The organism is Mesorhizobium sp. M1A.F.Ca.IN.022.07.1.1 (assembly GCF_003997575.1).
Taxonomy (GTDB): Bacteria; Pseudomonadota; Alphaproteobacteria; order Rhizobiales; family Rhizobiaceae; genus Mesorhizobium.
Genome location: NZ_RZST01000362.1, coordinates 1 through 5646, shown reverse-complemented (window position 1 = coordinate 5646; position 5646 = coordinate 1). Strand labels below are relative to the sequence as shown.

Sequence of the window (5646 nt, the reverse complement as noted above, 5' to 3'; positions counted from 1 at the left end):
CGCCATTTCGCGCGGAGCACAATGAAAAAGTTTTTCACCGGCCCGCCATGGCGATTTTCTGGAAAAGGAAAAGATCAGTGAACGCAGCCAGTTACAACCGTTTTCTAGAAATGAAAAAATATTCTGAAAAAATTGAAAAATCGGGAACGCGCTGGCATTCTAAAGCCAACCAACGAAGTGGAGGCTGAACATGGCCAGGATGCGCGCTGTCGACGCGGCGGTTCTCGTTCTAGAAAAGGAAGGCATCACCAATGCCTTCGGCGTGCCGGGCGCGGCGATCAACCCGCTCTATTCGGCGCTGAAGGCGCGCGGCACCATCCGCCACGTTCTCGCGCGCCATGTCGAGGGCGCCTCGCACATGGCTGAAGGTTTTACCCGCGCCAAGGCCGGCAATATCGGGCTCTGCATCGGCACCTCAGGTCCGGCCGGCACCGATATGATCACCGGGCTCTATTCCGCCTCGGCGGATTCCATTCCCATCCTCTGCATTACCGGGCAGGCGCCGCGCGCTCGCCTCAACAAGGAGGATTTCCAGGCCGTCGACATCGCTTCGATCGCAGCACCCGTCGCCAAATGGGCCGTCACCGTCATGGAACCCTATCTGGTGCCGATGGCGCTGCAGAAGGCGTTCCACCTGATGCGCACCTCGCGACCGGGCCCGGTGCTGATCGACCTGCCGCTCGATGTGCAGCTTGCCGAGATCGAATTCGACATCGAGGCCTATGAGCCGCTGGTTCCCTTCAGGCCGGCAATGACGCGCGCCCAGGCCGAAAAGGCTTTGGCAATGCTCAACCAGGCGCAAAAGCCGCTGATCGTCGCCGGCGGCGGCATCATCAACGCCGATGCTTCCGATTTGCTGATCGAGTTCGCCGAAGTCACCGGCGTGCCGGTCATTCCGACGTTGATGGGCTGGGGCGCGATCCCCGACGATCACCGGCTGATGGCCGGCATGTGCGGCCTGCAGACCTCGCACCGTTACGGCAACGCGACAATGCTTGAAGCCGACTTCGTCTTTGGCATCGGCAACCGCTGGGCCAATCGCCACACCGGGTCGGTCGACGTCTACACCAAGGGCAAGAAATTCATCCATGTCGACATCGAGCCCACTCAGATCGGCCGCGTCTTCGCGCCGGATCTCGGCATCGTCTCGGATGCGGGCGCGGCGCTGAAGATGCTGCTCGACGTCGCCACCGAGTGGCGCACGGCCGGCAAGCTGCGCGACTGGTCGGGCTGGGCGAAGGAATGCCAGCAGCGCAAGAAGACCATGAAGCGCAAGACGCATTTCGAGCAGGTGCCGCTGAAGCCGCAGCGCGTCTACGAGGAGATGAACAAGGCGTTTGCCCGGGACACGACTTACGTGACCACGATCGGCCTGTCGCAGATCGCCGGCGCGCAATTCCTGCATGTCTACAAGCCGCGCAACTGGATCAACTGCGGCCAGGCAGGCCCGCTCGGCTGGACGCTGCCTGCCGCGCTCGGCGTGCGCGCCGCCGATCCCGATCGCGCCATCGTCGCGCTCTCCGGCGACTACGACTTCCAGTTCATGATCGAAGAGCTGGCGGTCGGCGCGCAGCACAAGCTGCCTTACATCCACGTCGTCGTGAACAACGCCTATCTCGGGCTGATCCGCCAGGCGCAGCGCGGCTTCTCGATGGACTACGAGGTGAGCCTCGCCTTCGAGAACGTCAACCGGGCAAACGATCCCGAGGCCGGCTACGGCGTCGACCATGTCGCGGTCGCCGAGGCGATGGGCTGCAAGGCGGTTCGCGTGCGCAAGCCGGAAGAGTTCGCCGGCGCCTTCAAAGAGGCTGAGCGGCTGATGAAGGAACACCAGGTCCCGGTCGTTCTCGAATTCATCCTCGAGCGTGTCACCAACATTTCCATGGGCACCGAAATCGACAAGATCACCGAATTCGAGGAGCTTGCCGAAAGCCACGAGGATGCGCCGACGGCGATCGTGATGCTCGATTGAAGTCCGGCGGAAAGAAGGAGCAAAAGAATGCCGCGTTTTTCAGCCAATCTTTCGATGCTCTTCGGGGAGCACGATTTCCTAGACCGTTTCGATGCCGCTGCCCGCGCCGGCTTCAAGGGCGTCGAATATATCGGGCCGTACGACCATGCGCCGGACGTTGTTGCCGCTCGCATCAAGAAGAACGGCCTGACGCAGGTTCTCTTCAACCTGCCGGCCGGCGACTGGGCAAAGGGCGAGCGCGGCATTGCCGTGCTACCCGACCGCGTGCCTGAATTTCGCCAGGGCGTCGCCAAGGCGATCACTTATGCGCACGCGCTTGGCTGCGAGCAGGTCAACTGCCTCGCCGGCATCGCGCCGCAGGGTGCCGATCGCACTACTTTGGAAAACGTCTTTGCCGAAAATCTCGCTTTCGCGGCCGAAAAGCTGGAGCAGGCCAGCATCAAGCTGCTGATCGAGCCGATCAACACTCGCGACATTCCGGGCTTCTTCCTGAATTACACCGATCAGGCGCTGGCGCTGATCGACCGCATCGGCTCGAAGAACCTGTTCCTGCAATACGACATTTATCACATGCAGATCATGGAGGGGGATCTCGCCCGTACCATCGAGGCAAACCTTGGCCGCATCGCGCATATCCAGCTTGCGGACAATCCCGGCCGTCACGAGCCGGGGACGGGCGAGATCAATTATCCCTTCCTCTACGACCATATCGACCGGCTCGGCTATTCCGGCTGGATCGGCGCCGAATACAAACCGAAGGCCGGCACGGAGGTGGGACTCGGCTGGTTCCGGCAGTTCGCCGGGCAGGGGAGTGCGGCGGCTTAGGCGCTTCTCAACCAGCCTCGGCGCTGCCCCTCACCCTTACCCTCTCCCCGTGAAAAACGGGGGAGACGGGGGTCGCCAGCGCTGGAGCTTGTCCCCCGTCTCCCCATCCTTCACGGGGAGAAGGTGCCGGCAGGCGGATGAGGGGCGGCGCCAGCCTTCGATCCATTCGGACAAAGATCTTCAGGAGACCGCAAAATGGAAACCATCGGCTTCATTGGCCTCGGCATCATGGGCGCGCCGATGGCGGGGCATCTGCTCGACGCCGGCTACCCGGTCATCGCCAGCGACCATCGCTCGAAGCCGCCGGCCGATCTCGCGGCCAAGGGGCTGAAGACCGTCACCGGCCACGATGCGGTGGCCAGCGCCGCCGACATCATCATCACCATGGTGCCCGACACGCCGCAGGTGGCGGATGTGCTGTTCGGCGAAAACGGCGTCGCTTCAGCTCTGTCGAAAGGCAAGCTCGTCATCGACATGAGCTCGATCTCGCCGATCGCCACCAAGGACTTCGCCAAGAAGATCAACGATCTCGGCTGCGACTATCTCGACGCGCCGGTATCCGGCGGCGAGGTCGGCGCCAAGGCAGCCTCGCTTACCATCATGGTTGGCGGCGAGGAAGAGGCGTTCGAGCGCGCCAGGCCGGTGTTCGAGAAGATGGGCAAGAACATCACGCTGGTCGGGCCGAACGGCGTCGGCCAGACCACCAAGGTCGCCAACCAGATCGTCGTGGCGCTCACCATCGAGGCGATCGGCGAAGCCCTGGTCTTCGCCTCGAAGGCCGGCGCCGATCCTGCAAAGGTTCGCCAAGCCCTGATGGGCGGTCTCGCCGCCTCGCGAATCCTCGAAGTGCATGGCGAGCGCATGATCAAGCGCACCTTCGCGCCCGGTTTCCGCATCGAACTGCACCAGAAGGACCTCAACCTCGCGCTGGAAGGCGCCAAGGCGCTCGGCGTTGCGCTCCCCAACACCTCGACGACGCAGCAACTGTTCAATTCCTGCGCCGCCAATGGTGGGGCGAAGGAGGATCACTCGGCGCTGGTCAGGGCGCTGGAGCGGATGGCGGGCCACGAAGTGGCCTAGAAGCGAATAGCGAATAGGGATTGCAGGCCGACGGGCCGCCGTGTTTCGGCTATTCGCTATTCGCTATTCGCTATTCGCTATGAATTTTCTGGCCGCATAAAGGCTCACCGCCGCTGCGTTGGACACGTTGAGCGAGCGGATGGCGCCGGGCATGTCGAGGCGGGCGAGCGCGGTCACCGTCTCGCGCGTCTTCTGGCGCAAGCCCTTGCCCTCGGCGCCCAGAACCAGCGCAATTTTTCCTCCGGCGAAGCTCTTTTCCAGCTCCGCCGATCCCTCGGAGTCGAGCCCGATCGTCTGGAAGCCGGCATCGTGCAGTTGACCTAGCGCGTCGGCGAGGTTTTTCACCTCGATCTGGTCGATGTGCTCCAGCGCGCCCGAGGCCGATTTCGCCAGCACGCCCGATTCTTGCGGGCTGTGGCGGGCCGTCGTGATCAGCGCGCCGGCGCCGAAAGCCACCGCCGAGCGCAGGATAGCGCCGACATTGTGCGGGTCCGTGACCTGGTCGAGCACCAGCACCAGCTTTGTGTCGCCGAGCGTGTCAAGGCGCTTGGGTTTAAGCGGTTCCGCCTCGATCAGCACGCCCTGATGCACGGCGTCCGAGCCGGTGATTTTGTCGATATCTTTCGGCTCGACCAACTCGGTCATGAAGGACAGGGCGGAAAGATCGCCGATCGCCAGCCTCTCGGCGGCATTGCGGGTCACCAGCATTCTTTTGATCTTGCGTCGCGGATTGTCGAGCGCGGCCCGCACCGTGTGCAGGCCGTAAAGCCGCACCAGTCCGTCGGCGGGGCCTTCGCCTGGCGGCACCGGTTGGCGCGGCCGGAATGCCGGCGCGCCGCCCGCCTTCTGGTCGCGATGCGCGCGCCTCAGCTTGGCGTAGTGGGTATCCTTCGGGGTGCCCGGTTTGCTGCTTTTGTTGTCGCTCATGCCGGCCTCTATAACCGTCCCGGCCGGCTAAGGATACGGGCTGCGGCGACGAATGCCGAACATCCTCGAAAAACCCTGGCCGCGCCGGTTGACACCCACCGGCCTTGCCGCCATAAGGCGCATCGCTGATTTCGGAGAAGATCCTTACTCGGGCTCCGGGTCGGCTGAAATGCCTCGTTGCATGGCTCCGGCGGCAGACTGGAGAGGTGCCCGAGTGGTTAAAGGGGACGGACTGTAAATCCGTTGGCTTAGCCTACGTTGGTTCGAATCCAACCCTCTCCACCACTGCCGGCCCGGAAGCCCTGAAACGAAAAGCACCGGAAGTGTGCCACTGTTTTCCGATGCTAGCGCAGGCGGGTATAGCTCAGTGGTAGAGCAGCAGCCTTCCAAGCTGAATATGCGGGTTCGATTCCCGCTACCCGCTCCAGATTTTCTTCTTCGTATGCCTCAAATGAACGCCGAGCACCCGTGGCGAGCGGCGTGTTCGATCTGTCTTGTGCTTAGCTGTTGAAAGCCGATGTTACCTGATGTTGCGGCGGCACTTGGCCGTTCGGCGTCAGTTTGTCGACAACGCCGGGCAGCGCCGTGGACAATTGCTGCAGCAGCTCCTGCTCGTTCATACCGGTACGTTGCGCGATCTCGCGGATCACCGCCGGCCCCAGCGCCGAGCCGAGATCGTTGGCGTTGATCGGCCGGTTCTGGCCGGTGCCGACCCAGGAATCGGCTACGCCGCCGTGGCCGGCGTCTCGCAGTCTGTCGAGCAGCCCGCCCAGTCCGCCGAGCAGGCCGCCATCGGCGGAGGTTCCGGCGGGAGTTGGGGCGGGGGCCTGAGCTTCGGCTGG

General features: G+C 63.3%; 6 protein-coding genes and 2 tRNA genes. 6 read left to right on the top strand and 2 right to left on the bottom strand.

Going from position 1 to position 5646, the window contains the following annotated elements; translation table 11 throughout:
- The 4 genes from EOA75_RS34575 to EOA75_RS27785 form a co-directional block, all read left to right on the top strand.
- The coding region (locus EOA75_RS34575; RefSeq protein ID WP_206517044.1) for a hypothetical protein at window positions 1–188 on the top strand (188 nt) is incomplete at its 5' end.
- Window positions 189–190: 2 nt separating this feature from the next.
- Complete coding sequence (gene gcl, locus EOA75_RS27795; protein WP_127325665.1) at window positions 191–1972, top strand: glyoxylate carboligase; 1782 nt, start codon at window positions 191–193, stop codon at window positions 1970–1972.
- Window positions 1973–1999: 27 nt separating this feature from the next.
- The gene (gene otnI, locus EOA75_RS27790) at window positions 2000–2797 is read left to right on the top strand and encodes a 2-oxo-tetronate isomerase (RefSeq protein WP_127325664.1); all 798 of its coding nucleotides are present in this window, start codon (window positions 2000–2002) and stop codon (window positions 2795–2797) included.
- Window positions 2798–2992: 195 nt separating this feature from the next.
- Window positions 2993–3877: a 2-hydroxy-3-oxopropionate reductase gene (locus tag EOA75_RS27785; protein WP_127325663.1), complete on the top strand. Its 885-nt coding sequence runs from the start codon at window positions 2993–2995 to the stop codon at window positions 3875–3877.
- Window positions 3878–3940: 63 nt separating this feature from the next.
- Here EOA75_RS27785 and EOA75_RS27780 read toward each other — a convergent pair whose 3' ends face one another.
- Window positions 3941–4804, bottom strand: a complete 864-nt coding sequence (locus tag EOA75_RS27780; protein ID WP_127325662.1) for an RNA methyltransferase — start codon at window positions 4802–4804, stop codon at window positions 3941–3943.
- 200 nt (window positions 4805–5004) lie between these two features.
- Here EOA75_RS27780 and EOA75_RS27775 point away from each other — a divergent pair.
- Both EOA75_RS27775 and EOA75_RS27770 read left to right on the top strand, forming a co-directional pair.
- Window positions 5005–5089: transfer RNA gene (locus EOA75_RS27775), tRNA-Tyr, on the top strand.
- Between the two features lie 68 nt (window positions 5090–5157).
- Window positions 5158–5231, top strand: a tRNA-Gly gene (locus EOA75_RS27770).
- 73 nt (window positions 5232–5304) lie between these two features.
- Here EOA75_RS27770 and EOA75_RS27765 read toward each other — a convergent pair.
- A partial coding sequence (locus EOA75_RS27765) for a YidB family protein (protein WP_127325661.1) occupies window positions 5305–5646 on the bottom strand: 342 nt, incomplete at its 5' end.